The 25294-nt window shown below is 68.2% G+C and carries 21 protein-coding genes and 2 rRNA genes; 8 read left to right on the forward strand and 15 right to left on the reverse strand.

Annotated features, from left to right (window positions below; translation table 11 throughout):
- Positions 1-58 precede the first annotated feature (58 nt).
- The 3 genes from ABR737_RS12070 to ABR737_RS12080 form a co-directional block, all read right to left on the reverse strand.
- Positions 59-3181, reverse strand: a 23S ribosomal RNA gene (locus ABR737_RS12070).
- A gap of 305 nt (positions 3182-3486) precedes the next feature.
- A 16S ribosomal RNA gene (locus tag ABR737_RS12075) occupies positions 3487-5015 on the reverse strand.
- The 16S and 23S rRNA genes sit together here, the layout of an rRNA operon.
- A gap of 706 nt (positions 5016-5721) precedes the next feature.
- Entirely contained in the window at positions 5722-6372 is a 651-nt protein-coding gene (locus ABR737_RS12080) for a DNA-3-methyladenine glycosylase (protein WP_350250184.1), read from the reverse strand.
- A gap of 170 nt (positions 6373-6542) precedes the next feature.
- Between ABR737_RS12080 and ABR737_RS12085 the strand changes: the two genes are divergently transcribed.
- The 3 genes from ABR737_RS12085 to ABR737_RS12095 all read left to right on the forward strand — a co-directional run bounded on the left by ABR737_RS12085 (position 6543) and on the right by ABR737_RS12095 (position 8801).
- Positions 6543-7325 carry a sporulation protein gene (locus ABR737_RS12085; RefSeq protein WP_350250185.1) on the forward strand — a complete coding sequence of 261 codons (783 nt, stop codon included), beginning with the start codon at positions 6543-6545 and terminating at the stop codon, positions 7323-7325.
- Between the two features lie 42 nt (positions 7326-7367).
- Positions 7368-7907 carry a YbhB/YbcL family Raf kinase inhibitor-like protein gene (locus ABR737_RS12090; protein ID WP_350250186.1) on the forward strand — a complete coding sequence of 180 codons (540 nt, stop codon included), beginning with the start codon at positions 7368-7370 and terminating at the stop codon, positions 7905-7907.
- Positions 7908-8297: 390 nt separating this feature from the next.
- Positions 8298-8801, forward strand: a complete 504-nt coding sequence (locus tag ABR737_RS12095) for an HNH endonuclease (protein WP_350250187.1) — start codon at positions 8298-8300, stop codon at positions 8799-8801.
- 63 nt (positions 8802-8864) lie between these two features.
- Here the strand turns inward: ABR737_RS12095 and ABR737_RS12100 are convergent, their stop codons facing one another.
- From ABR737_RS12100 to ABR737_RS12115, 4 genes are all read right to left on the reverse strand, one after another.
- Positions 8865-9632, reverse strand: coding sequence for a sulfite exporter TauE/SafE family protein (locus ABR737_RS12100; RefSeq protein WP_350250188.1), 768 nt, complete (start codon positions 9630-9632; stop codon positions 8865-8867).
- Between the two features lie 79 nt (positions 9633-9711).
- Complete coding sequence (locus tag ABR737_RS12105) at positions 9712-10650, reverse strand: SPFH domain-containing protein (protein WP_030087611.1); 939 nt, start codon at positions 10648-10650, stop codon at positions 9712-9714.
- A gap of 102 nt (positions 10651-10752) precedes the next feature.
- Positions 10753-11166, reverse strand: coding sequence for an NfeD family protein (locus tag ABR737_RS12110; RefSeq protein WP_350256759.1), 414 nt, complete (start codon positions 11164-11166; stop codon positions 10753-10755).
- A gap of 163 nt (positions 11167-11329) precedes the next feature.
- Positions 11330-12124, reverse strand: coding sequence for an ABC transporter ATP-binding protein (locus ABR737_RS12115; RefSeq protein WP_311626890.1), 795 nt, complete (start codon positions 12122-12124; stop codon positions 11330-11332).
- A 107-nt stretch (positions 12125-12231) separates the two neighbouring features.
- Between ABR737_RS12115 and ABR737_RS12120 the strand changes: the two genes are divergently transcribed.
- Complete coding sequence (locus ABR737_RS12120; protein WP_350250189.1) at positions 12232-13047, forward strand: Rv1486c family protein; 816 nt, start codon at positions 12232-12234, stop codon at positions 13045-13047.
- A gap of 102 nt (positions 13048-13149) precedes the next feature.
- On the opposite strand, the gene ABR737_RS12125 is transcribed toward ABR737_RS12120, so the two are convergent.
- The 4 genes from ABR737_RS12125 to ABR737_RS12140 form a co-directional block, all read right to left on the reverse strand.
- Positions 13150-13395 (reverse strand): chaplin, encoded by a 246-nt coding sequence (locus ABR737_RS12125; protein WP_350250190.1) that lies wholly within the window; start codon positions 13393-13395, stop codon positions 13150-13152.
- 157 nt (positions 13396-13552) lie between these two features.
- Complete coding sequence (locus ABR737_RS12130) at positions 13553-13795, reverse strand: chaplin (protein WP_350250191.1); 243 nt, start codon at positions 13793-13795, stop codon at positions 13553-13555.
- 190 nt (positions 13796-13985) lie between these two features.
- Positions 13986-14678: a response regulator gene (locus ABR737_RS12135; RefSeq protein WP_350256760.1), complete on the reverse strand. Its 693-nt coding sequence runs from the start codon at positions 14676-14678 to the stop codon at positions 13986-13988.
- 19 nt (positions 14679-14697) lie between these two features.
- Positions 14698-15843 (reverse strand): GAF domain-containing sensor histidine kinase, encoded by a 1146-nt coding sequence (locus tag ABR737_RS12140; protein ID WP_350250192.1) that lies wholly within the window; start codon positions 15841-15843, stop codon positions 14698-14700.
- A 184-nt stretch (positions 15844-16027) separates the two neighbouring features.
- Between ABR737_RS12140 and ABR737_RS12145 the strand changes: the two genes are divergently transcribed.
- From ABR737_RS12145 to ABR737_RS12155, 3 genes are all read left to right on the forward strand, one after another.
- Positions 16028-16954: an SDR family NAD(P)-dependent oxidoreductase gene (locus tag ABR737_RS12145; protein ID WP_350250193.1), complete on the forward strand. Its 927-nt coding sequence runs from the start codon at positions 16028-16030 to the stop codon at positions 16952-16954.
- Positions 16951-18102, forward strand: a complete 1152-nt coding sequence (locus ABR737_RS12150; RefSeq protein ID WP_502964309.1) for an S-adenosylmethionine:tRNA ribosyltransferase-isomerase — start codon at positions 16951-16953, stop codon at positions 18100-18102. The genes ABR737_RS12145 and ABR737_RS12150 overlap by 4 nt, the downstream gene beginning before the upstream one ends.
- A gap of 412 nt (positions 18103-18514) precedes the next feature.
- The gene (locus ABR737_RS12155) at positions 18515-19276 is read left to right on the forward strand and encodes a transglycosylase SLT domain-containing protein (RefSeq protein WP_350250194.1); all 762 of its coding nucleotides are present in this window, start codon (positions 18515-18517) and stop codon (positions 19274-19276) included.
- A gap of 124 nt (positions 19277-19400) precedes the next feature.
- Here ABR737_RS12155 and ABR737_RS12160 read toward each other — a convergent pair whose 3' ends face one another.
- Entirely contained in the window at positions 19401-21983 is a 2583-nt protein-coding gene (locus ABR737_RS12160; RefSeq protein ID WP_350250195.1) for an ABC transporter ATP-binding protein/permease, read from the reverse strand.
- A 562-nt stretch (positions 21984-22545) separates the two neighbouring features.
- Between ABR737_RS12160 and serB the strand changes: the two genes are divergently transcribed.
- Positions 22546-23793: a phosphoserine phosphatase SerB gene (gene serB, locus ABR737_RS12165; protein ID WP_350250196.1), complete on the forward strand. Its 1248-nt coding sequence runs from the start codon at positions 22546-22548 to the stop codon at positions 23791-23793.
- A 258-nt stretch (positions 23794-24051) separates the two neighbouring features.
- Here serB and ABR737_RS12170 read toward each other — a convergent pair whose 3' ends face one another.
- From ABR737_RS12170 to ABR737_RS12180, 3 genes are all read right to left on the reverse strand, one after another.
- Positions 24052-24570 carry a SixA phosphatase family protein gene (locus ABR737_RS12170; RefSeq protein WP_336054676.1) on the reverse strand — a complete coding sequence of 173 codons (519 nt, stop codon included), beginning with the start codon at positions 24568-24570 and terminating at the stop codon, positions 24052-24054.
- Positions 24571-24658: 88 nt separating this feature from the next.
- Positions 24659-24874 carry a hypothetical protein gene (locus ABR737_RS12175; protein ID WP_350250197.1) on the reverse strand — a complete coding sequence of 72 codons (216 nt, stop codon included), beginning with the start codon at positions 24872-24874 and terminating at the stop codon, positions 24659-24661.
- A gap of 287 nt (positions 24875-25161) precedes the next feature.
- Complete coding sequence (locus ABR737_RS12180; protein ID WP_350250198.1) at positions 25162-25278, reverse strand: SGM_5486 family transporter-associated protein; 117 nt, start codon at positions 25276-25278, stop codon at positions 25162-25164.
- Between the last annotated feature and the right edge of the window lie 16 nt (positions 25279-25294).

Genomic DNA, 25294 nt, shown 5'->3' on the forward strand with positions numbered 1-25294 from the left:
TCAACCAGCGATTGCGACTGTTCGCAACCCGGGAACCACACAGTGGACGCGAGCAACTGAGGACAAGCCCTCGGCCTATTAGTACCAGTCAACTCCACCCGTTACCAGGCTTCCATATCTGGCCTATCAACCCAGTCGTCTACTGGGAGCCTTAACCCCTCAAAGGGGGTGGGAGTACTCATCTCGAAGCAGGCTTCCCGCTTAGATGCTTTCAGCGGTTATCCTTTCCGAACGTAGCCAACCAGCCATGCCCTTGGCAGGACAACTGGCACACCAGAGGTTCGTCCGTCCCGGTCCTCTCGTACTAGGGACAGCCCTTCTCAATACTCCTACGCGCACAGCGGATAGGGACCGAACTGTCTCACGACGTTCTAAACCCAGCTCGCGTACCGCTTTAATGGGCGAACAGCCCAACCCTTGGGACCGACTCCAGCCCCAGGATGCGACGAGCCGACATCGAGGTGCCAAACCATCCCGTCGATATGGACTCTTGGGGAAGATCAGCCTGTTATCCCCGGGGTACCTTTTATCCGTTGAGCGACGGCGCTTCCACAAGCCACCGCCGGATCACTAGTCCCTACTTTCGTACCTGCTCGACCCGTCAGTCTCACAGTCAAGCTCCCTTGTGCACTTACACTCAACACCTGATTGCCAACCAGGCTGAGGGAACCTTTGGGCGCCTCCGTTACTCTTTAGGAGGCAACCGCCCCAGTTAAACTACCCACCAGACACTGTCCCTGATCCGGATCACGGACCCAGGTTAGACATCCAGCACGACCAGAGTGGTATTTCAACAATGACTCCACAACCACTGGCGTGGCTGCTTCAAAGTCTCCCACCTATCCTACACAAGCCGAACCGAACACCAATATCAAGCTATAGTAAAGGTCCCGGGGTCTTTCCGTCCTGCTGCGCGAAACGAGCATCTTTACTCGTAATGCAATTTCACCGGGCCTATGGTTGAGACAGTCGAGAAGTCGTTACGCCATTCGTGCAGGTCGGAACTTACCCGACAAGGAATTTCGCTACCTTAGGATGGTTATAGTTACCACCGCCGTTTACTGGCGCTTAAGTTCTCAGCTTCGCCACACCGAAATGTGACTAACCGGTCCCCTTAACGTTCCAGCACCGGGCAGGCGTCAGTCCGTATACATCGCCTTACGGCTTCGCACGGACCTGTGTTTTTAGTAAACAGTCGCTTCTCGCTGGTCTCTGCGGCCACCACCAGCTCAGAGTGCAAGACTCATCACCAGCAATGGCCCCCCTTCTCCCGAAGTTACGGGGGCATTTTGCCGAGTTCCTTAACCATAGTTCACCCGAACGCCTCGGTATTCTCTACCTGACCACCTGAGTCGGTTTAGGGTACGGGCCGCCATGAAACTCGCTAGAGGCTTTTCTCGACAGCATAGGATCATCCACTTCACCACAATCGGCTCGGCATCAGGTCTCACCCTGCATGTCATCCGGATTTGCCTAGATGACGGGCTACACCCTTACCCCGGGACAACCACCGCCCGGGCTGGACTACCTTCCTGCGTCACCCCATCGCTTACCTACTACCACCTTGGATCGGCGGCTCCACCACGTCCCTTTGTCCGAAGACTCCAGGCCGGCTTCACGGCCTTAGCATTAATGGATTCGATACTGGGCGTTTCAAAGCGGGTACCGGAATATCAACCGGTTGTCCATCGACTACGCCTGTCGGCCTCGCCTTAGGTCCCGACTTACCCTGGGCAGATCAGCTTGACCCAGGAACCCTTAGTCAATCGGCGCACACGTTTCCCACGTGTGTATCGCTACTCATGCCTGCATTCTCACTCGTGAACCGTCCACAACTCGTTTCCACGGCTGCTTCACCCGGCACACGACGCTCCCCTACCCATCACAACGGACGTTGGTCCTCATGCTGCAATGACACGACTTCGGCGGTGTGCTTGAGCCCCGCTACATTGTCGGCGCGGAATCACTTGACCAGTGAGCTATTACGCACTCTTTCAAGGGTGGCTGCTTCTAAGCCAACCTCCTGGTTGTCTCTGCGACTCCACATCCTTTCCCACTTAGCACACGCTTAGGGGCCTTAGTCGATGCTCTGGGCTGTTTCCCTCTCGACCATGGAGCTTATCCCCCACAGTCTCACTGCCGCGCTCTCACTTACCGGCATTCGGAGTTTGGCTAAGGTCAGTAACCCGGTAGGGCCCATCGCCTATCCAGTGCTCTACCTCCGGCAAGAAACACACGACGCTGCACCTAAATGCATTTCGGGGAGAACCAGCTATCACGGAGTTTGATTGGCCTTTCACCCCTAACCACAGGTCATCCCCCAGGTTTTCAACCCTGGTGGGTTCGGTCCTCCACGAAGTCTTACCTCCGCTTCAACCTGCCCATGGCTAGATCACTCCGCTTCGGGTCTTGGGCACGCTACTCAACGCCCTATTCGGACTCGCTTTCGCTACGGCTTCCCCACACGGGTTAACCTCGCAACATACCGCAAACTCGCAGGCTCATTCTTCAAAAGGCACGCAGTCACGACTGCATGTGCAAGCACATACAGCGACGCTCCCACGGCTTGTAGGCACACGGTTTCAGGTACTATTTCACTCCGCTCCCGCGGTACTTTTCACCATTCCCTCACGGTACTATCCGCTATCGGTCACCAGGGAATATTTAGGCTTAACGGGTGGTCCCGCCAGATTCACACGGGATTTCTCGGGCCCCGTGCTACTTGGGTGGTTCTCAAACGAGCCGCTAATGTTTCAGCTACGGGGGTCTTACCCTCTACGCCGGACCTTTCGCATGTCCTTCGCCTACATCAACGGTTTCTGACTCGTCTCACAGCCGGCAGACTGCAAAAGAGAACTCCCACAACCCCAACCACGCAACCCCTGCCGGGTATCACACGTGACTGGTTTGGCCTCATCCGGTTTCGCTCGCCACTACTCCCGGAATCACGGTTGTTTTCTCTTCCTGCGGGTACTGAGATGTTTCACTTCCCCGCGTTCCCTCCACACTGCCTATGTGTTCAGCAGCGGGTGACAGCCCATGACGACTGCCGGGTTTCCCCATTCGGACACCCCCGGATCAAAGCTTGGTTGACAGCTCCCCGGGGCCTATCGTGGCCTCCCACGTCCTTCATCGGTTCCTGGTACCAAGGCATCCACCGTGCGCCCTTAAAAACTTGGCCACAGATGCTCGCGTCCACTGTGCAGTTCTCAAGCAACGACCAGCCACCCACCACCCCAACCCGAAGGCTGAGTTCACTGGGGCCGGCATCGCGAAGGTCCAGACTCAACGGTCCGTACCCTCAGATACCCAACAACGTGCCCGGCCCACTCCATCAATCCCCACGTTCCACGCCGAAGCAGTACTAGTGACAACCAACCGAGTGTGCCGAATAGTCAACGTTCCACCCATGAGCAACCAGCATCAGACATTCGCTGATGTACTGGCCTCTGACCCGGACAAGTCCGAGTAAGAAGTGCTCCTTAGAAAGGAGGTGATCCAGCCGCACCTTCCGGTACGGCTACCTTGTTACGACTTCGTCCCAATCGCCAGTCCCACCTTCGACGATTCCCTCCCACAAGGGGTTGGGCCACCGGCTTCGGGTGTTACCGACTTTCGTGACGTGACGGGCGGTGTGTACAAGGCCCGGGAACGTATTCACCGCAGCAATGCTGATCTGCGATTACTAGCAACTCCGACTTCATGGGGTCGAGTTGCAGACCCCAATCCGAACTGAGACCGGCTTTTTGAGATTCGCTCCACCTCGCGGTATCGCAGCTCATTGTACCGGCCATTGTAGCACGTGTGCAGCCCAAGACATAAGGGGCATGATGACTTGACGTCGTCCCCACCTTCCTCCGAGTTGACCCCGGCAGTCTCCTGTGAGTCCCCATCACCCCGAAGGGCATGCTGGCAACACAGAACAAGGGTTGCGCTCGTTGCGGGACTTAACCCAACATCTCACGACACGAGCTGACGACAGCCATGCACCACCTGTACACCGACCACAAGGGGGCGCCTGTCTCCAGACGTTTCCGGTGTATGTCAAGCCTTGGTAAGGTTCTTCGCGTTGCGTCGAATTAAGCCACATGCTCCGCTGCTTGTGCGGGCCCCCGTCAATTCCTTTGAGTTTTAGCCTTGCGGCCGTACTCCCCAGGCGGGGAACTTAATGCGTTAGCTGCGGCACGGACGACGTGGAATGTCGCCCACACCTAGTTCCCAACGTTTACGGCGTGGACTACCAGGGTATCTAATCCTGTTCGCTCCCCACGCTTTCGCTCCTCAGCGTCAGTATCGGCCCAGAGATCCGCCTTCGCCACCGGTGTTCCTCCTGATATCTGCGCATTTCACCGCTACACCAGGAATTCCGATCTCCCCTACCGAACTCTAGCCTGCCCGTATCGAATGCAGACCCGGGGTTAAGCCCCGGGCTTTCACATCCGACGTGACAAGCCGCCTACGAGCTCTTTACGCCCAATAATTCCGGACAACGCTTGCGCCCTACGTATTACCGCGGCTGCTGGCACGTAGTTAGCCGGCGCTTCTTCTGCAGGTACCGTCACTCTCGCTTCTTCCCTGCTGAAAGAGGTTTACAACCCGAAGGCCGTCATCCCTCACGCGGCGTCGCTGCATCAGGCTTTCGCCCATTGTGCAATATTCCCCACTGCTGCCTCCCGTAGGAGTCTGGGCCGTGTCTCAGTCCCAGTGTGGCCGGTCGCCCTCTCAGGCCGGCTACCCGTCGTCGCCTTGGTAGGCCATCACCCCACCAACAAGCTGATAGGCCGCGGGCTCATCCTTCACCGCCGGAGCTTTCCACCACCAGACCATGCGGTCGGTAGTCGTATCCGGTATTAGACCCCGTTTCCAGGGCTTGTCCCAGAGTGAAGGGCAGATTGCCCACGTGTTACTCACCCGTTCGCCACTAATCCCCTCCCGAAGGAGGTTCATCGTTCGACTTGCATGTGTTAAGCACGCCGCCAGCGTTCGTCCTGAGCCAGGATCAAACTCTCCGTGAATGTTTACCGGTAATCCGGTGAACACACACGAGAGCGGAACAACCAGACGGAATAAGTCCGGTCGTTCACAGCGTCCTCGCTGTGTGTGCCACCCCGACCGCATGGGCCGTGATGGACTTTTTCAAAGGAACCTCATCTCCCGGATGTTTCCGGTCGACGGGGTATCAACATATCTGGCGTTGACTTTTGGCACGCTGTTGAGTTCTCAAGGAACGGACGCTTCCTTTGTTCCTGTTTCACCAGGATCTCCGGGCGCTTCCCTTCGGTCTTGCGTTTCCGACTCTATCAGATCCTTGCGGGCCCGATTTTCGCCGGTGCGTTTCCGCCTTTCGGCTTCTTCGCGTTTCCAACCTTACCAGATCCGTTTCCGTCTCCGGCTCCCTGTTGGAGCGGGTCGGCCGTCCAGCTTTCGCTTTCCGGCCTTTCCGACTCTAGCAGACCCGGATTCTTTCGATTCCGGTTCCGATATTCGTCGGAGGTCCGCCGTGGGGCAGTTATTCACTGCGGCCCTTTCGGCGTGGTTACTACTTTAGCGGCTTACCCCGGCGACTCATAATTGAGGCGCCCGGATCAAATTTCGGCAACGCGAAATAGGACCCATTAGGGAGTCGATCGGAGTAGTTGGTTGTGCCGCCTGGCGGTCTGCGCAAATAGCGCTGCCCGTCTCCAGCGGCTCGGGCCACGTTAGGCGGTCGGCGACACAGAGTCAAGTAGCGGTGGTGGCGCGGCGCCGGGGGGTGTGGGGGCGGTAGGGGCTGACCGTGGGATCGTCCGCGATCCAGTAGCGCCAGGGGTGGTCGGCTCCGCCGCCGCCGACGCCGGTGCGCGGGCCGCTGCGTACCAGCTCGGGAGCGGGCGGGCGGCCGTGCAGGACGGAGAGGGGGGCGGTGGCGTTGCTGCACAGGTCGGTGCCGTCGAGGGTGCGGTCGATGTCGAGGGCGGTGGCCAGGCGGGCCGGGCCCTTGGCCAGTTCGTTGGTGTTGCGGGCCTTGGGACGGCGGGTGGCCGCCAGGGAGGCGCCGGTAAGGATCTCCCCGGCACGCAGGAGGACACCGCTCGCTTTGTCCTCGGGACCGCAGACCGCGTTGAGGCTGAACCACATCCCGTAGATGAAGTAGACGTACGCATGACCGGGCGGGCCGAACATGGTGGCGTTGCGCGCGGTGCGGCCTCGGTAGGCGTGGGAGCCGGGATCGGTGTCGCCGTCGTACGCCTCGACCTCGGTGAGACGGAGTTCGATCGGACCGTCCGGGGTGTTGCGGCAAAGGATGCGGCCCAGCAGGTCGGGGGCCACGTCCACCACGGGACGGTCGAAGAAGTCGTGGGTGAGCGGCATACGTTCCGGTACGTCGGTCATGCGGACCGAGAGTAGTGCAGCCGTTGGGGAGGCCGGCTGGCCATGGGGACCCCGGGGTTGGGAAAGTGTGGGCCGTGGAACCGGGTCGTACGGTTTCGCGTGCGTAGGGATCAAGCCGAGAGCTCGGCGCGCACTACACAGCACAGGCGTTCCGCCTGGGGAGGACGAGCATGGGATTCAAGAAGCTGCTGGCGAGCCTGGGCGCCGGGGGTGCGTCGGTGGAGACGGTGCTCTTTGAGGAGAACGTCGTCCCGGGTGGGGTCGTACAGGGTGAGGTGCGGATCCAGGGCGGGTCCGTGGCCCAGGACATCCAGGGGCTGTCCGTCGGACTGCAGGCGCGGGTCGAGGTCGAGAGCGGCGACGAGGAGTACAAGCGCAACATCGAGTTCACCAAGGTGCAGCTGGGCGGTGCCTTTGCGGTGCAGCCGGGTGCGGCGCACACCGTGCCGTTCGGGCTGGAGATCCCGTGGGAGACGCCGATCACCACGTTCCTGGGGACGCATCTGCACGGGATGAACGTCGGGGTGACGACGGAGCTGGCGATCGCGCGGGCGGTGGACTCCGGCGACCTGGATCCGGTGAATGTGCATCCGCTGCCGGCGCAGCAGGCGATCCTCGACGCGTTCGGGCGGCTGGGTTTCCGTTTCAAGGCCGCTGATCTCGAGCAGGGGCACATCAGGGGAACGCGACAGCGGCTCCCCTTCTACCAGGAGATCGAGTTCCACGCGCCGCAGCAGTACCGGGGCCTGAACCAGGTCGAGCTGTCGTTCGTGGCGGACGACCGGGAGATGGACGTCGTCCTGGAGATGGACAAGAAGCCCGGTCTGTTCAGCGAGGGGTCGGACACCTACCGGTCGTTCACGGTCGGGCTGAACGACTTCGAGGGGACCGACTGGGCGGGTTACCTCAACCAGTGGCTGGCGGAGGTCGGCGGTAAGCGGAACTGGCTCTAACCTGGCCGGACAGGTGTCAGCAAGCGACCAGGAGGTGTTGCAGTGTCCGAGCCGAAGCGGCGGCCGCTCCCGCACGATTTCCATCCGCCGGTGCCGGAGTTCACGGCGCTGAGCGACGAGGTGGAGCCGGGCGGGACGCTGCGGCCCGAGCAGGTGTTCGCCGAGGGGAACCGTTCGCCGCAACTGCGGTGGGAGGGTGCGCCCGCGGGGACGAAGAGCTACGCCGTCACCTGCTACGACCCGGACGCGCCGACGGGCAGTGGTTTCTGGCACTGGTCGCTGTTCGACATTCCGGCGTCGGTGACGGAGCTGCCGGCCGGTGCCGGGTCCGGGGAGATGAAGGGGCTGCCCGAGGGTGCCGTACATGTCCGTAACGACTACGGGACGCGGGACTTCGGGGGCGCCGCGCCGCCGCCCGGGGACGGTCCGCACCGCTATGTGTTCACGGTGTACGCGGTGGACCAGGAAAAGCTCGGTCCGGACGGGGATGCCTCGCCGGCGGTGGTGGGCTTCAATCTGCGGTTCCACACGCTCGGGCGGGCTCAGCTGATCGCCGAGTACGAGATTCCCGCGGCGGGCTGAGCGCCGTAATTCCGTTGCGCCCCGGCGCTTCCCACACGACAGTGGTTGCCGTGCCGCCGCCCGTAAAAGGGGCGGCGGGCAGCAGGTACCGCAGTGGCGGGAGCGGCGGGGCGCAGGTGTGTCGCCCGCTGTTCGCCGGAGCCCGTTCGTGTCGCGGGTGTCCTCATCGGCTGCCGTTCGCTCCGGGTCCCGGTAATTCACGGGGGTGGGACCCGGAGCACACTCATTTCTGCGGCCCGTCCGGCGGCGCCGGTCAGCTCTTTTTTCATCTCCTGATCGTCCTCCATTTCCCTTGTGGCATGCGGAAATTGCGTTGTTCGGGGAATACCTGCCGCTGCACAGTGGAGCAGCTTCGCCGCGGGGGCGGAGCGGGTCCGGGAGGTGGGCGGGATGCGCGAGACGCTGGTGCTCAATGCGAGCTTCGAGCCGCTGTCGACGGTGTCGCTGCGGCGTGCGGTGGTGCTGGTCATGCAGGACAAAGCGGTCATCGAACACGCTCACCCGGGGCTGCGGATCCGGGCCGCCGCGGTGGACGTACCGGTGCCGCAGGTGATCAGACTCTGCCGGTACGTACGGGTGCCGTTCCGACAACGGGCGGCCTGGTCGCGGCGCGGGGTACTGGTGCGTGACCAGTACCGGTGTGCGTACTGCGGGCGCCGGGCGACGACCGTGGACCATGTCGTGCCGCGGTCGCACGGGGGCGGGGACACCTGGCTGAATACCGTTGCCTCGTGCGCGGAGGACAATCACCGCAAGGCGGACCGGACGCCCGAGCAGGCGGGGATGCAGCTGCTGCGGCGGCCCTTCGAGCCGACGCCGGCCGATGCGCTGCTGTCGACGCTGGGGGTGTCGGTGCGGGAGGGGCTGCCGGAGTGGCTGGCGCTTCCTGCGTAGGGCGCGGCCGCCCCGCCCGCCGGGCACCGGGCCACCGGGTACCGGGCGGTCGCCCGACTCGCCTTATTTGAGGACGAGTTGGGCGATGGCCAGCAGGCCGACGATGACGATGATGGCGCGCAGGGCGGTGGGGGGCAGACGGCGTCCCACCTTCGCGCCGACCTGGCCGCCGAGGGCGGACCCGACTGCGATCAGGCCGACGGCGGCCCAGTCGAAGTGCGCCACGAAGAGGAAGAAGACCGCGGCGACGCCGTTCACGATCGCGGCGAGGACGTTCTTGAGGGCGTTGAGCCGCTGCAGGTCCTCGGAGAGCAGCAGCCCCATCAGGGAGAGGTAGAGCACGCCCTGGGCGGCGCCGAAGTAGCCCCCGTAGGCGCTGGCGACGAGCAGGCCGGCCGGCAGGGCGAGGCCACCGTCGGGGTGGGGGGTGGTGCCGTTGCGCTCGCGGCGGGCGCGGAGTGCGGCGGCCAGCTTGGGCTGGACGATGACGAGTACCAGCGCGACGGCGATCAGGGCGGGGACGATCGCGTCGAAGGCCTTCGAGGGCAGTGCGAGCAGCAGGATCGCGCCGGCCAGGCCCCCGAGGAGGGCGACGAGGCCGAAGCGGAGGATCCGGCTGCGCTGGCCGGCGAGTTCGCGGCGGTAGCCGATGGCTCCGCTGATCGAACCGGGCACCAGGCCAAGGGTGTTGGACACATTGGCGGTGACGGGTGGCACGCCGAAGGCGAGCAGCACCGGGAAGGTGATCAGGGTGCCGGACCCGACGACGGTGTTGATCGTGCCGGCGCCGATTCCGGCGGCGAAGATGGCGATGGCTTCCCAGATGGTCACGCGGATCCCCCCGTGCATGAGCGGTACGGTTCCGCCCGATCATGCACCAGGGCCCGGCGGTGTCGGCCGATCGGGGGGGTCAGTCGATCGGGGGTGCTTCGCGGTTCGGCGAGCTGGGCTTGGGGATGGAGCCGCCACCGGTCGGCGGGGTGAAGTTGCCGAGGGCGCCGCCGAGGCCCTTGAGGGCGTCGCCGATCTCGCTCGGCACGATCCAGAGCTTGTTGGCGTCGCCTTCGGCGATCTTCGGGAGCATCTGGAGGTACTGGTAGGAGAGCAGCTTCTGGTCCGGGTCACCGGCGTGGATCGACTCGAAGACCACCCGGATCGCCTGGGCCTCACCCTCGGCGCGCAGGGCCGCGGCCTTGGCCTCACCCTCGGCGCGCAGGATCGAGGACTGCTTCTCACCCTCGGCGGTGAGGATCTGGGACTGCCGGACACCTTCGGCCTGGAGGATGGCGGCGCGCTTGTCACGGTCGGCGCGCATCTGCTTCTCCATCGAGTCCTGGATGGAGGTCGGCGGCTCGATGGCCTTCAGCTCGACGCGGTTGACGCGGATGCCCCACTTGCCGGTGGCCTCGTCGAGCACCCCGCGCAGCGCCGCGTTGATCTCCTCGCGGGAGGTCAGGGTCCGCTCCAGGTCCATGCCGCCGATGATGTTCCGCAGGGTGGTGACGGTCAGCTGCTCGATGGCCTGGATGTAGCTGGCGACCTCGTAGGTCGCGGCGCGGGCGTCGGTCACCTGGTAGTAGATGACGGTGTCGATGTTCACGACCAGGTTGTCCTGGGTGATCACCGGCTGCGGCGGGAACGGCACGACCTGTTCGCGGAGGTCGATGCGGTTGCGGATGGAGTCGATGAACGGGACGACGATGTTCAGGCCCGCGTTGAGGGTGCGGGTGTAGCGGCCGAAGCGTTCGACGATGGCGGCGCTGGCCTGTGGGATGACCTGGATCGTTTTGATGAGTGCGATGAACACGAGCACCACCAGGATGATCAGGACGATGATGATCGGTTCCACAGCGGCTCCCGTGCCCTTCGTTGCTGGTCCGCGCCGGCCGGATGACCGGCTTGCCATTGATCAGTCTTTCAGAGTCGTGGCTCGTCGCGCAGCGTGTTCGGGTCAGATGACGACGGCGGTGGCGCCTTCGATCTCGACGACGTCCACCTGTTGGCCGGGCTCGTAGACCTGGCTGCCGTCGAGGGAGCGGGCGGACCAGATCTCACCCGCGAGTTTGATACGGCCGCCGACCCCGCCGTCGACCCGCTCCAGGACCGTGGCGCTCCTGCCCTTGAGCGCGTCGATGCCGGAGGCGAGTTGGGGGCTCTGGCCGCGGTGGCGGTTGGCGAGGGGGCGCACGACGGCGATCAGCGCCACCGACACGGCGGCGAACACGAGGAATTGCGGGACGGTGCCGCCACCGAGGCCCGCGGTGACGGCACCGGCGACGGCACCGACCGCGAGCATCCCGAATTCGGGCATCGCGGTCACGACGAGGGGAATGCCCAGTCCTACGGCGGCGATCAGCCACCACACCCATGGATCCACGGCTTCATGGTAGATCCGTGGGGCGGCCCGGGACAGGGCGCGATCGGTCAGGGGCCGGAAGCGCGCGGTGCCGCGGCCGGATCCCCGGACGGTGGCCGGGGGACGGCTCGTTGAGGGGCGGCTCGTGGAGGGGGCGGTCCGCGACGGACGGTCAGGTCAGGGGCAGGCCCTGCGCGGTCCAGCGGTCGTTGCCGTTGCGCTCGACGACCAGCGGGAGGCCGAAGCAGTGGGAGAGGTTGCTGGAGGTGAGTTCGAGCTCCAGGGGGCCGGCGGCCAGCACCTTGCCCTGACGGATCATCAGGACGTGGGTGAAGCCCGGGGCGATCTCCTCGACGTGGTGGGTGACCATGATCATCGAGGGGGCGTACGGGTCGCGGGCCAGGCGGCCGAGGCGGCGGACCAGGTCCTCGCGGCCGCCGAGGTCGAGACCGGCGGCCGGCTCGTCCAGCAGCAGCAGCTCGGGGTCGGTCATCATGGCGCGGGCGATCAGGGTGCGCTTGCGCTCGCCCTCGGAGAGGGTGCCGAACTTCCGGTCCAGGTAGTCGTTCATCCCGAGGCGGTCGAGGAAGGCGCGGGCGCGCTGCTCGTCGATGTCCTCGTAGCTCTCCTGCCAGCCCGCCGTCATGCCGTACGCGGCGGTGAGCACGGTCTGCAGGACGGTCTGGCTGCGGGGCAGCTTGTCGGCCAGCGCGATGCCGGCGATGCCGATGCGCGGGCGCAGGTCGAAGACGTCGACCCTGCCCAGCTGCTCGCCGAGGATCGAGGCGGAGCCGGAGCTCGGGAAGAGATAGCTGGAGGCGAGGTTGAGCAGGGTGGTCTTGCCGGCGCCGTTGGGGCCGAGGATCACCCAGCGCTCCCCTTCCTTCACCGACCAGGAGACCTGGTCCACCAGAGCCCGTCCTTCGCGGACCACGGATACGTCCACCAGCTCCAGCACATCGCTCATGAGCGCGTTGTCTCCCATTGCTTCTCGGTCGTCGCGTACACCTGTAGGCGCAGCCCCCTGCAAACCTACGCCACTCGTTGTCGGTGCTCTTCCCTAGGCTGGGGACCATGCTCGATGAACCACGTTCAGGACGGCTTGCGGCATGGGGAAATGCCCTTTTGGCCGGACTTGTCTCACCTGATGAAGCCGCGCACCGGATCGCGGACGACGATGCGGTGCACCGCGTGGAGGGCCTGCCCGGGGAGGAGGCGCCGGTCGGCCTGACACTCGCGCTGGGGCGGCTGCGGACGCTGGGGGCGAGGGGCCTGCAGGTGGCCCTGCCGGCTCCCGGGCATCCGCTGGGACTGTGCGGACCGCCGGAATTCAATGCGCGGGCGCTGGAGGCCGAGGAGGCGGTGCTCGCCCCGGGGGCCGGGCTGGGACTGATTCCGGAGACGTACGAGGCCGGGCCGGAGGGTGGCACCGGCCCCGATGTACATGTGGAGGTGGTCTGGCGCTGCCTGCCGGTGCGGGAGGCGCCGCCGGCCGACGTGCCCTCGCTGGGCGAGGCGGAGCGGGAGCTGGCTCAGGCGCTGCGGGAGGCCACCGAACTGCTCTCGAAGCTGGACGTGGCCGGGGCGGGCCCGGTGGCGCAGGCGGCGCTGGAGGCGTACCGGGCGCGGGCGGAGGCCGGCCGGCAGGTGCTGGCTCCCGGATATCCGCCGCGGGCGGTGCGGGTATTGGAGCTGGCGCAGCGCGTGGGCGCCCTCATCGATATCGCGCAGCAGGCCGGCGGGGACGGCAGGGAGCACGGTGCGGCGGTGAGCTCGTCCGAGATCGCGGCCCGCACCGAGGCGCTGCGGCCGGTGGAGCGGACGGCCCGGCGGGCGCAGGTGGCGGCGTACAACTCCGCGGTGGAGGAGAGGGAGCGGCACCGGGGGTGAACGGAAGCGGCCCCGCCGGACCATTGTGTGGTCGGCGGGGCCTTCGCCGAACGGGCCGGACGCCTCTGGGCAGGCGAAGCCGTCCGGTCCGTTCGGACAACCTCAGTTGTTCGCGGTGGCGTTGCCGAAGGCGGGGTTGAGCGCGCCGATGACGGTGGCGGTGTTGCCGGTGGCGTTCACGGGGACGTGCACGGGGACCTGGGCGAGATTGCCCGAGCCGATGCCGGGGGAGAGCACGGCCGTGCCGTCGGCCTGCGGGCCACTGGCCGCGAAGGCGGATCCGGCGGCCGCACCGAGGGCGATCCCGGTGGCGGCGAGGACGAGTGCGGCCTTCTTGGCGGTGTTCATGGGGGCGTGTTCCTCACGTGGTGGCACAGGGCCGTAAGACGATGGCGGAGGGTGGGGGACCGGCCGCACGTCCGAGCAAGGACGGGGCCGGTCCGGCCCGACCCGCGCGGACCATGGCATCGCGGGGGTCGGACGAGGTCCTGCGGACGTCCTGGGATCAGACGTTGACGCAGGGGTTGCCGAAGGTGGGGTTGAGGGCACCGATGACGGTGGCGGTGACGCCGCAGGCGTTCACGGGGACGTGCACCGGGACCTGGATGACGTTGCCGGAGACGATTCCCGGGGAGTGCACGGCGCCGCCCTGGGCCTGCGGGGAGTGGGCCGAGGCGACGCCGGCGCCCGCGAGGGCGAGACCGCTCGCCACCATCGTGATGGCCGCTGCGCGCTTGATGTTCTTCACTTCTCTAGCTCCTCGTTGCCGTTGCCGTGGCCAGCCGCCACGACTGCACTGGACAACGGCCCGGGCCGAGAAGGGATACGCCGAATGGGCTACGGCTACACGACAGTATGAATCTCGGATCTGAAGACGACATTCCGCTTGTGTGGACGGTAGAGGAGCACCGCCGTATCCGGTGCTCCCCCACGGGCGTTCAGGCCCCGATGCCGTGCCGTACGGCCCACAGTGCGGCCTGCGTCCGGTCGGCGAGGTCCAGCTTCATGAGGATGTTGGAGACATGGGTCTTGACGGTCTTCTCGGACAGCACCAGCGCCCGGGCGATCTCACGGTTGGAGCGGCCGTCCGCGATCAGGCCCAGGACCTCGCGCTCCCGGTCGGTGAGGGAAGTGCCGCGCCCCTGGCCGCCGTTGTTCTCCTCCTGGGACAGCAGTGCGCCGGCCACCTCGGGCTGCAGCAGGACATGGCCCGCGTGGACGGAGCGAATGGCGCCGGCCAGCGCGTCCGGGTCGATGTCCTTGTAGACGTAGCCGGCCGCGCCGGCGCGCAGTGCCGGGACGACGGTGCGCTGTTCGGTGAAGCTGGTGACCACCAGCACCCGGGCGGGGTTGTCCAGTTCGCGCAGCCTGCGGAGCGCCTCGATGCCGTCCATGCCGGGCATCTTGACGTCCATCAGGACGACGTCCGGGCGCAGCTCTTCGGCTGCGGCGATGCCCTCGGCGCCGTCGGAGGCCTCCCCCACCACCTCGATGTCGTCCTGGACCTCCAGGAACGTCCGCAGCCCACGGCGCACGACCTGGTGATCGTCGACGAGCAGTACGCGGATCGCCTGGCCGCCGTCCGCGGTGCGCCCGGAGGCCGCCCCTGCTTCGTCCGCGGGATTCCCCATCGCGCCGCTCCTGTCCGTGTCAGCCACCGGGCACCTCCATCTCGACAGTGGTGCCCTTGCCGGGCTCCGATTCCACGGTGAGCTTTCCGCCGACGCCGCTCGCGCGGTCACGCATCGAGACCAGGCCCAGGTGGCGGCCGGCCCGGCGGACCGCGCCGGGGTCGAATCCGCAGCCGTCGTCGGCGATCCGCAGCAGCGCGCCCTGGCCGCTGCGGGTGAGGGTCACCTCGACCTGCCCGGCACCGGAGTGCCGCAAGGCGTTGTGCAGCGCCTCCTGGGCCACCCGGAGCAACGCCTCCTCCTGGGCCGCGGGGAGCGCCCGGAAGCCGTGGGCCGCGAAGGTGACGCGTGCGGAGTGCGCCCGGTCCAGGACCTGGGCCTGGGAGCGCAGGGTGGCGACCAGGCCGTCCTCGTCCAGAGCGGCGGGGCGCAGTTCGATGACGGCGGCCCGCAGCTCGTCGGCGGCCTCCGCGGCCAGCTCGGCGACCTGGTGCAGCTCGTCCTTGGCGCGCGCCGGGTCGCGGTCGACCAGGGCGGTGGCGGCCTGGGCGGTGAGGCGGAGCGAGAAGAGCTTCTGGGCGACCGCGTCGTGCAGCTCGTGGGCGAGGCGGGCGCGCTCCCCGGCGATGGTCAGCTCGCGGCTGCGCTCGTAGAGGCGGGCGTTGGTCAGGGCGATGGCGGCGTGCTGGGCGAGTATCCCGAGCAGCCGCTCGTCCTCCTCGGTGAAACCGCAGCCGCCGGCCGGCTTGGGGCAGCGCTTGTTCGCCAGGAAGAGGGCGCCGAGGATCTCGTCGCCGTCGGCGACCGGCAGGCCGAGGAAGTCGGACATGTCCGGGTGGGCCGACGGCCAGCCGCCGAAACGGGGGTCCGCACGGACGTCGGCGAGCCGTTCCGGGGTGGCGTTGTGCAGCATCGCGGCGAGGATGCCGTGCTGGCGGGGCAGCGGGCCGATGGCCTTCCACTGGTCGGCGCTGACGCCGTCCACCACGAACTGGGCGAAGCCGCCGTGGTCGTCGGGCACGCCCAGGGCGGCGTACTCGGCATCCAGCAGCTCGCGGGCCGAGGCCACGATCGTCTTGAGGACGTCGCGCACCTCCAGATGCCTGCTCATCGCCAGGATCGCGGTGCTCACCGCGGGGATCCCGGCTCCCGGTCCATTGGTCATGGGCTCACCGTACCGGCGGGGCGACCAGGCCGTATCGGTCCGGCGGCGGCTGCCGTCTACGTCCCCCGGCCTAGGGCGAATGCCCTGGCCACAGAGGTCCGGCGCCCGACGTCCACGGGCCCTCGGCGTTCCTACGGTGAGGGCAGGGCCGGGATCCCGGCCCGGACCGAAAGGGGACGCGATCATGCCGGTGGCGGTCATCACGGGGGCATCGAAGGGACTGGGCCGGGCACTCGCCGCGGCGCTGGCGGCACGGGGGTGGGACCTGGTCGTGGACGCCAGGTCGGCCGGGCCGCTGGAGGAGGCGGCGCGGGAGCTGCGCGGGACGGGGGTGCGGGTGGTCGCGTTGCCCGGGGACGTGACGGACCGGGGGCACCGGGCGGCGCTGGTGGCCGCGGCCGGTGCACTGGGCGGGCTCGATCTGCTGGTGAACAACGCGAGCGTGCTGGGGGCCGAGCCGCTGGCGCGGCTGGCGGACCATCCGCTGGACGGGCTGCGGGCGGCACTGGAGGTGAATGTGGTGGCACCGCTCGGACTGGTCCAGGAGGCTTTGCCGCTCTTGCGGGATTCCTCCTACCTGCCCTCGTATGAGGAAGTTCTCCCCTATATAGGAAACACTCCTTATGGAGAGGATGTCGGAAATGGTGCGACATACGAATCGCACCCTTACATCGAGAATGACCGAAATGCCGGATCGTCCGATTCGCCCGCTTTTGGAGCGGTAAGCGATACGACTATCGGGGCGAAAGGGACATTTGCCCGGGCGGGTGGAGCGGTGCTCAACATCAGCTCGGACGCGGCCGTCGAGGCGTACCCGGCCTGGGGCGGGTACGGCGCCACGAAGGCGGCGCTGGACCAGCAGTCGGCGGTGCTCGCGGTGGAGGAGCCGGGGCTGCGGGTGTGGTGGGTGGACCCGGGTGACATGCGGACCGATCTGTACGCGGCCGCCGTACCGGACGAGGACACCTCGGGGCGGCCGCTGCCCGGGACCGTGGTCCCCGGACTGCTGCGCCTGCTGGACGACCAGGCCCCTAGCGGGCGGTATCACGCGGCGGCCGGGGCCGGCCCGTCCGACGGGGCACCCGCGTCCGAGGGGGCGGGCTCCCGGTGACCACGAAGGCGGTGGAGGCGGTAGAGGCGGTGCAGGTCCCGGCGGAGCTGTCGGCCGCGGTCCCGGCCGAGCAGCGGGGACCGGGCCTCGGCCGGGACGCGGTACGGCTGATGGTGAGCCGGGGTGCGGCCGAGACCGGCCACCACGGCTTCGACGAGCTGCCGGACCTGCTGGCCGCCGGGGATGTGCTGGTGGTGAACACCTCGCGGACGCTGCCGGCCGCGGTGGACGGCCGGGTCGGTGACGGCCGGGGGCGCGGCGAGCCGGTGGTGGTGCACTTCTCCACGCGGGCGGACCGGTGGCACCCGGCGGGACGGGCGGTGGCCGGCTGCTGGGCGGTGGAGCTGCGGAGTCCGGACGGGCGGGGCAGTACCGTGCCGCGGGCGGGCGGCCCGGCCGGCACGGTGGTGCGACTGCCCGGCGGGGCGCGGCTGACGCTGGAGGCTCCGCTGGACCCCGGAAGTACCCGCCTGTGGTGGGCGCGGGTGGCGGGCGCGGAGGTGCCCGGGCTGATGCGGCGCCACGGGCGGCCGATCCGCTACGGCTACACGGACCGGGACCAGCCGCTGGACGCGTATCAGACGGTGTTCGCGGTGGACTCCCCCGGCGGCGGCAGCGCGGAGATGCCGAGTGCCGCCCGGCCCTTCACCGCCGCGCTGGTGGCCCGGCTGGTCAGCAAGGGGGTGCAGTTCGCGCCGGTCTCGCTGCATACGGGGGTCGCCTCGGCGGAGGCGTTCGAGCCGCCGTATGCGGAGCGGTTCGTGGTGCCGCCGGCCACGGCGTGGCTGGTGAACGCCGCGCGGGCCCGGCGCAGGACGGCGGCGCGGCGGCAGCGTCCGGGCGCCCCGGCCGGGCGGATCGTGGCGGTGGGGACCACGGCCGTACGGGCCCTGGAGTCGGCGACCGGCACGGACGGGCGGGTGCGGGCCGCGGCCGGCTGGACGGAACTCGTGGTCACACCGGAGCGCGGGGTGCGGGCGGTGGACGGCCTGCTCACCGGGCTGCACGAGCCCACCGCCTCCCATCTGCTGATGCTGCAGGCGGTGGCGGCCGACGGAGAAACGCTGCGACGGGCCTATGCGGCGGCGGTGCAGCGGCGCTATCTGTGGCACGAATTCGGCGATCTGCATCTCGTGCTGCCCGACTGAGCTCGGGGCGCGGTGGGTGCGCAGCGGCACGCACCCCGGGCGGGCCACGTGACGGGGTATTCCAGGAATCCGTCGCCGGGTCGTAGGGGGGATATGACGCATACGGACTGTGCGTTTGCAATTACGTCCGGCGAGACAAACACCGTCGCACTGTGACGCCGCGCATAGGACGCAGGTCACTTACGAGCCGGGTTAGTGGACCACCCACTACTGCGTGAGCTGGGAAAGTCCTATTCGGGACGCAATATCAGCCGCCAGGGTTCCACTAACCCGGATCGTACGTCACACCTTTGCCGGGGGAATTTCCGGCCGCTAAGAATGGCCCCGTCGCTCGGCGCCGTGAAGGGAATTACGGCGTTCGCCACCATTCCGGGCCCGTGCGGCGTCCCCCCATCGGAAGGTCTGTCCCGCCATGCCTCAGCACGCCTCTTCTGGTCTCCGCCGCCTGACCCGGACGCAGAAGCTCTCCGTCGCCGGTGTCGCCGCAGCCGGTGCCGCAGCTCTGGTCTTCACCACCGTTCCGGGTACCGACACCGATCAGGGCACGGCGCAGGCCACCACTGTCGACGTGAAGCCGGTCGCCTTCAGCGCGGTCGGTACCGCCGCCCAGGCCCAGCAGGCCACGATCGCCAAGCAGGCCGACAGCTCCGCCGCCAAGGGCAAGGCCGAGGCCGCCGCCAAGAAGGCCGCGGCCGTCAAGGCCGCCAAGGCGAAGGTCCAGGCCGAGAAGGCGCGCGCCACGAAGGCCGCCGCGAACCGGTCCGCCGTGCGCACCGCGATACCCGCCGCCGCAAAGCCGGCCGTGAAGCCGGTGCCCGCGAAGACCGCCGCCAAGCCGGCCGCCAAGACCTACCCGGACAACCTGGACGGCTGGATCCGCGAGTCCCTGGCCATCATGGCCAAGAAGGGCATCCCCGGCTCGTACGAGGGCATCCACCGCAACATCATGCGCGAGTCCAGCGGTAACCCGATGGCCATCAACAACTGGGACATCAACGCCATCAACGGCACCCCGTCGAAGGGCCTGCTGCAGGTCATCGCGCCGACCTTCAAGACGTACCACGTCGAAGGAACCTCCTGGAACCTCTACGACCCGGTCGCCAACATCACCGCCGCCTGCAACTACGCGGCCGCCAAGTACGGCTCGATGGACAACGTCAACTCGGCGTACTGAGCCACCGGTTCAGGGCGTACTGAGCCGCCGGTTCAGGCAGTCCGCAGTCGCGCACACCGCCGAGGGGCGGCACCCGGTTCCGGGTGCCGCCCCTCGGGCGTGCGGTGCGGTGCGCGGTGCGGCGCTACTTGCGCATGACCTCGGGCTCGTGGCGGCGCAGCAGCCGTGCGACGGCGAAGGCGAGCCCGACGCCCAGGCTGATCAGGATGATCATGTCCATCACGTAGACGCCGGTCTGGTGCTTCCACAGCGGGTCCGGGTTGCCCGGCTCCCAGGGCAGCAGGGTGTTCATATCGGCGGTGGCGCCCATCGCCGCGACGGCCCAGCGCGACGGCATCAGCCAGGCGAACTGTGCGACGCCCGGGGTGTCGAAGAGCTGGAAGAGCACGCCGGTGAACACCACCTGGACGATGGCGAACATGACCAGCAGCGGCATGGTCTTCTCGGCGGTCTTCACCAGCGAGGAGATGATCAGGCCGAACATCATCGAGGTGAAGCCGAGCGCGATGATCGCCAGCGCCAGCTCGATCTGCGGGGCCTTCGCCAGGATCAGGCCCTCGGAGGGCAGGTTCCGGGTCGAGAAGCCGATCGCCGCGATGATCACGCCCTGGATGGCCGTGACCACGCCGAGCACGATCACCTTGGACATCAGATACGCCGACCGCGACAGGCCGGTGGCCCGTTCGCGCTCGTAGATCACCCGTTCCTTGATGAGTTCGCGCACCGAGTTGGCGGCGCCCGAGAAGCACATGCCGACCGCGAGGATCAGCATGATGGTGCTCGCATCGCGGTTGGTGCGGCCCCTGGCCATCGGCCCGTAGCCGAGGCCGTAGTCGCTGGGGATCAGCAACGAGACCACGCCGAGCACCGCGGGCAGGATCACCATCAGCCCCAGGAAACCCCGGTCGGAGGCGAGCACCGAGACATAGCGGCGCATCAGCGTCCACAGCTGCGAGCCCCAGCTCTGGGACTTGTGTATCCGGGCCGGCGGCACCTGGACATTGACCGACTGCGGGGCGACGGCATCGATGTCCGCGGCGTACAGCTGGTAGTGCGGGGAGCCGCGCCAGCGCCCCATCCAGTCGTAGTCGCGGTAGTTCTCGAACGCCGAGAAGACATCCGCCCAGGTGTCGTACTGGAAGAAATTGAGCGCTTCCTCGGGCGGGCCGAAGTAGGCCACGCCGCCGCCCGGCGCCATCACCAGCAGCTTGTCGCACAGCGCGAGTTCGGCCACCGAGTGGGTGACGACCAGGACCGTACGGCCGTCGTCGGCGAGGCCGCGCAGCAGCTGCATGACATCGCGGTCCATGCCCGGGTCGAGACCCGAGGTCGGCTCGTCCAGGAAGATCAGTGACGGCTTGGTCAGCAGCTCCAGGGCCACCGACACCCGCTTGCGCTGGCCGCCGGAGAGCGAGGTGACCTTCTTGTCCTTGTGGACGTGGAGCTTGAGCTCGTGCAGCACCTCGTCGATCCGGGCCTTGCGCTCGGCGTCCGCGGTGTCACCGGGGAAGCGGAGCTTGGCCGCGTACCTGAGGGCCTTCTCGACGGTCAGCTCCTTGTGCAGGATGTCGTCCTGCGGGACCAGACCGATGCGCTGGCGCAGTTCGGCGAACTGCTTGTAGAGGTTCCGGTTGTCGTAGAGGACATCGCCCTGGTTGGCGGGGCGGTAGCCGGTCAGCGCCTTGAGCAGCGTCGACTTGCCGGATCCTGACGGGCCGATGACCGCGACCAGGGACTTCTCCGGGACGCCGAAGGAGACGTCCTTCAGGATCTGCTTGCCGCCGTCGACGGTGACCGTGAGGTGGCGGGCCGAGAAGGAGACCTCACCGGTGTCGACGAACTCCTCGAGGCGGTCGCCGACCAGCCGGAAGGTGGAGTGGCCGACGCCGATGATGTCGTTCGGGCCGACCGGCGCCTTGCCGGACTTGGGGACCGGCTGGCCGTTGATGTAGGTGCCGTTGTGGCTGCCGAGGTCGTGGATCTCGAACCGGCCGTCGGGGGTGGCGCGGAACTCGGCGTGGTGGCGGGAGACCTGGAGGTCGGAGACGACCAGCTCGTTCTCCAGCGCACGGCCGATGCGCATCACCCGCCCCGAGTCGAGGCGGTGGAACGTGGTCGGGCTGCGGTCGCCGTGGGCCGGGGTGCCGGCCTGCGGGGACTGCGGGGCGTGCTGCGGGGGCACGGCCTGCGAAGGCTGCTGGTCCTGCTGCGGCTGAGCCTGCGAGGGCTGCTGGGCCTGCTGCGGCGGGATGTACGGCGGCTGCTGCTGGTCCTGCGGCGGCGCCTGCCAGCCCTGCTGGGCGGGCGGCTGGTGCGCGGGCGGCGCCTGGTGCGCGGGGGGCGCCTGCCATCCCTGCGCGGGCTGCTGCTGCGGCGTCATGGCGGGCTGCGCGCCGAAGGCGTCGGCGGCCTGCGCCCCGGCGGACAGGGTCACCCGGGGGCCGTCGGTGGCGTTGCCCAGGTGCACGGTCGCGCCGGGGCCGATCTCCATCTGGTGGATCCGCCGGCCCTGGACATACGTGCCGTTGGTGCTGCCTTGGTCTTCGATGAGCCAGCTGTGGCCGGCCCAGCGCACGGTGGCGTGCCGCCAGGAGACCCTGGCGTCGTCGAGCACCATGTCGCCCTGCGGATCACGGCCCACGTTGTAGGACCGGGACGGGTCGAGCGTCCAGGTCCTTCCGTTCAATTCGAGTACGAGTTCAGGCACTCCACGCCCCAATACATAGTCCCCCGAGTGACGCCCTGTATGGGAAGTCCAGGGATGGTGAACATCGTGAGGAACTATTTCAGGCTCGGCGCCCGGACCGGTAACCGGGACGGGGCCGGGGTGCAAGTGCGCGCGCCGGTGCCCGCCAAAGCCTCCCGGAGGGCGGGAAGCACCCATGGATACCCGGAGATCATCGGATAACGGGTGTTCCGGACGGAAAGGGCTCCGTCGGGAGCGGTACGGCCCGCCGTGGACGCCATGCAGGTGCACGGCGGAGGCCGCATTATGGGAGAAAGCGGATACGTACCCGACCGGCCGCCCGGTCCGCCGCGTCTGCGCACCGTCGGCGCGCCGAATCCGCCGCCCCGGCAGACGGGTTGGCGCGCCGGGACGGACTCCCTGGTCGGACGGCGCGCGGCGCGCCGGACACGACTCGGTAACGATCGACGGACCGCCGGGGCCGGAGGCACAGGGGTGCGGGCGCGGCGGCACCGGGCCGCGCCGGTCCGAACCCCGGACACCCGTACGGACGCGACCGCCCGGCGGTTACCGTAAGGGCACCATGAGCGCATCGCAGACCCCGCCTGCCACCGCCGTACCGGGCGATGACGTACCGACCCTTCTCGTGAAGATCTTCGGGAAGGACCGGCCCGGCATCACCGCAGGTCTCTTCGACACCCTCGCTGCCTACTCCGTCGATGTCGTGGACATCGAACAGATGGTGACCCGGGGGCGCATCACACTGTGCGCGCTGGTCACCGCCCCCTCCCCCGCCGAGGGCTCCTCCGGCACCTCCGAAGGCGACCTCCGGGCCACCGTGCACAGCTGGGCCGAGTCGCTGAACCTCCAGGCGGAGATCATCTCCGGCCGCGGCGACAACCGGCCGCGCGGCACCGGGCGTTCGCACGTCACGGTGCTGGGACATCCGCTCACCGCGGAGACCGCCGCCGCGATCGCCGCCGCCATAACGGGCACCGGCGGCAACATCGACCGCATCTTCCGGCTGGCCAAGTACCCGGTGACCGCCGTCGAGTTCGCGGTATCCGGCGCGGCGACCGAGGCGCTGCGCAGCGTGCTGGCCCCCGAGGCCGCACGGCTCGGCGTGGATGTCGCGGTGGTGGCGGCCGGGCTGCAGCGCAGGGCGCAGCGGCTGGTGGTCATGGACGTCGACTCGACGCTCATCCAGGACGAGGTCATCGAGCTGTTCGCGGCGCACGCCGGCTGTGAGGCCGAGGTCGCCGAGGTCACCGCCGCCGCGATGCGCGGTGAGCTGGACTTCGAGCAGTCGCTGCACGCCCGGGTCGAGCTGCTCGGCGGGCTCGACGCCTCCGTGGTCGAGGCCGTGCGCAAGGAGGTACGGCTCACCCCCGGGGCCCGCACCCTGGTACGGACCCTCAAGCGGCTCGGCTATCAAGTCGGCGTCGTATCGGGCGGTTTCACGCAGGTCACCGACGCACTCCAGGAGGAGCTGGGGCTGGACTTCGCCTCGGCCAACACCCTGGAGATCGTCGACGGGAAGCTCACCGGCCGGGTCACCGGCGACATCGTGGACCGGGCCGGCAAGGCGCGGCTGCTGCGGGAGTTCGCGCAGCAGGCCGGGGTGCCGCTCGCGCAGACCGTGGCGATCGGGGACGGCGCCAACGACCTCGACATGCTCAACACGGCCGGGCTCGGTGTCGCCTTCAACGCCAAGCCGGTGGTGCGGGAGGCGGCGCACACCGCGGTGAACGTGCCGTTCCTGGACACCGTGCTGTATCTGCTGGGGATCACCCGCGAAGAGGTCGAGGCGGCGGACACCCTGGTCGGCTGAGCGGTCCGGGCCGACCCGGACCGGTCGGCGCCGAACTGCTCGGAGCGGCCCGGAACGGCCCGGTCGGCACGGCCGCGGCCCGGCCGGCGCGGAAACGGCTCCGACCGAAGCGGCCGCGGATACGGAGCCCCGCCCGGCGAAGGACGACGACGGAGAGAAGAGGGCCCCGGCACCTGTGTGCCGGGGCCCTCTCGCGTGCGTCATGCTTCCCCGCACCGCGTGCGCGCGGGGTTCTCGGCGTTATCCACGTTGTCCGCGTTATCCGTGGGGCGTCCAGTAGGCGACCAGGCGTCCGACGCCGTGCTCGACGGACTTCCAGGAGCCGTTGAAGGAGAGCACCGCGAGCGAGGCCGTGGGGAAGCCGCTGCGGTTCATCCGGGGCAGCAGATCGCCCTCGGCGTCGCCGGAGAGCGCGTCGGCGAGGGCGTGCACGCCGGGGTTGTGCCCGACCAGCATCAGGTCGGTGACGTCGTCGGAGGTCTCGTTCAGCAGCGCGATGAGCTCGCCCAGGGAGGCTTCGTAGATCCGCTCCTCATAGACGGTCTTGGGTCGCTGCGGGAGCTCGTGGACGGCGAGCTTCCAGGTCTCGCGGGTACGCGCTGACGTCGAGCACAGGGTCAGATCGGGGGTGATCCCGGCTCCGGCCAGCCAGCGGCCGGCGACCGGGGCATCCTTGCGGCCGCGCTCGGCGAGCGGACGCTCATGATCGCTGGTCTCCGACCATTCGGCCTTGGCGTGTCGGAGGAGGACAATCCGGCGGGGTGTATCGGCGCTCATGCGTCCCAGCTTCGCACGAAAGGCGGCACGGGGCGCGGGGTGTTGAAGTGCTCCCCCTGCGGGATGAGGCGCGGGCGGCGGGCCGGCGTCAGGCACCGCCGCGCACGATCCGGGCGAGGAGTTCCAGCAGCGCAACCAGGCCCTGCGGGGTGCTCGCGGCCCTCGCCTCGGCGGGAGCGGCGACGAGTATCAGCAGGGCCGCGAAGGAGATCACCGGCAGGGCCAGTGCCCACCACGGCAGGCGCATCCGCAGGCGGGGACGGCGGGCCTCGGCGGCGGCCGGCCGGCTGGACGCAGCGGACATGCGCATCGCCTCCGTGGCGCATCGAAGGGCGGCGCGACCGCGGACCACGGCGCACCCACCGCTGTGTGCGGTGCTCTTCGAAGCTACGGATTCCCGGCGGCCGTTCCTATCCGGGAAGCCCCCCACTCGACCCTGGCGTCGGCCCCCTAGGGGAACGGGGGGCACCCCCACCCGGGGCGGCCTCGGCCCGGCCGACCTCAGCCCGGCCGACCTCAGCCCGGCCGACCTCAGCCGGGGCGGCCCCTTGGCCGGGACGGCCGCCTGGCCGGGACACCTAGGGGATGCCCCTACGGCGCCGCGGCGCTCGCAATGATCGCGACGAGGACGGTCACGCCGAGCATGACGCCCAGCACGAGGAGCAGCTTCTTCTGGCTGCCCTGCGGATTCGGTTCGAGCACTGGCATGCGCCCAGTGTCGCAC

It is taken from the genome of Streptomyces sp. Edi2, assembly GCF_040253635.1.
In the GTDB taxonomy this organism is placed as follows: Bacteria; Actinomycetota; Actinomycetes; order Streptomycetales; family Streptomycetaceae; genus Streptomyces.